Source organism: Cellulomonas sp. P4_A2 (assembly GCF_056402515.1).
This window is the reverse complement of record NZ_JBFUHG010000084.1, coordinates 1-498: the sequence shown is the minus strand read 5'-3', so window position 1 is coordinate 498 and position 498 is coordinate 1. Positions and strand designations below refer to the sequence as shown.

General features: G+C 72.3%; 1 protein-coding gene. It reads left to right on the top strand.

What is annotated here, in order from left to right; all coding sequences use genetic code 11:
* Window positions 1-498: MFS transporter (locus AC1DUE_RS20200; protein WP_477041194.1), on the top strand; the 498-nt coding region annotated here is incomplete at both ends.

Sequence of the window (498 nt, the reverse complement as noted above, 5' to 3'; positions counted from 1 at the left end):
GCCCAGCAAGCCGCACTGTCCTGGTTCCCCAACCACCGGCGCAACCTACCCGGGGCGCTGGTCACCCTCGGCGTCACCCTCGGCGTGATCACCGCCGCCCCCGGCCTGACCTGGGTCATCCACCACCACGGCTGGCGCGCCGCCCTCTGGGTGGTCGCGGCCGCCGGTGCGCTGTGGGCCCTGCTGTGGGCGGTGCTCGGTGCCGACGGCACGTACCGTACCGACACCCCGGAGACACCGTCCGTCGAGTCCGCGGCAAAGCCCGCCTACCGTCGGATCTTCGGCAGCCGTACCTGGATCGGCACCACCGCTGCGTACTTCACCAGCTACTGGTGCGTGGCGCTGATGCTCGTCTGGATGCCCTCCTACCTGCGCAACGGTCTCGGCCACTCCGCCGCGGCCTCCGGAAGGCTCGTCGCCCTGCCCTGGGCGATGGGCGCCTTGGTACTGCTCGGCCAGGCGGCGCTCACCGGCTGGCTCATGCGCCGCGGAGTCAGC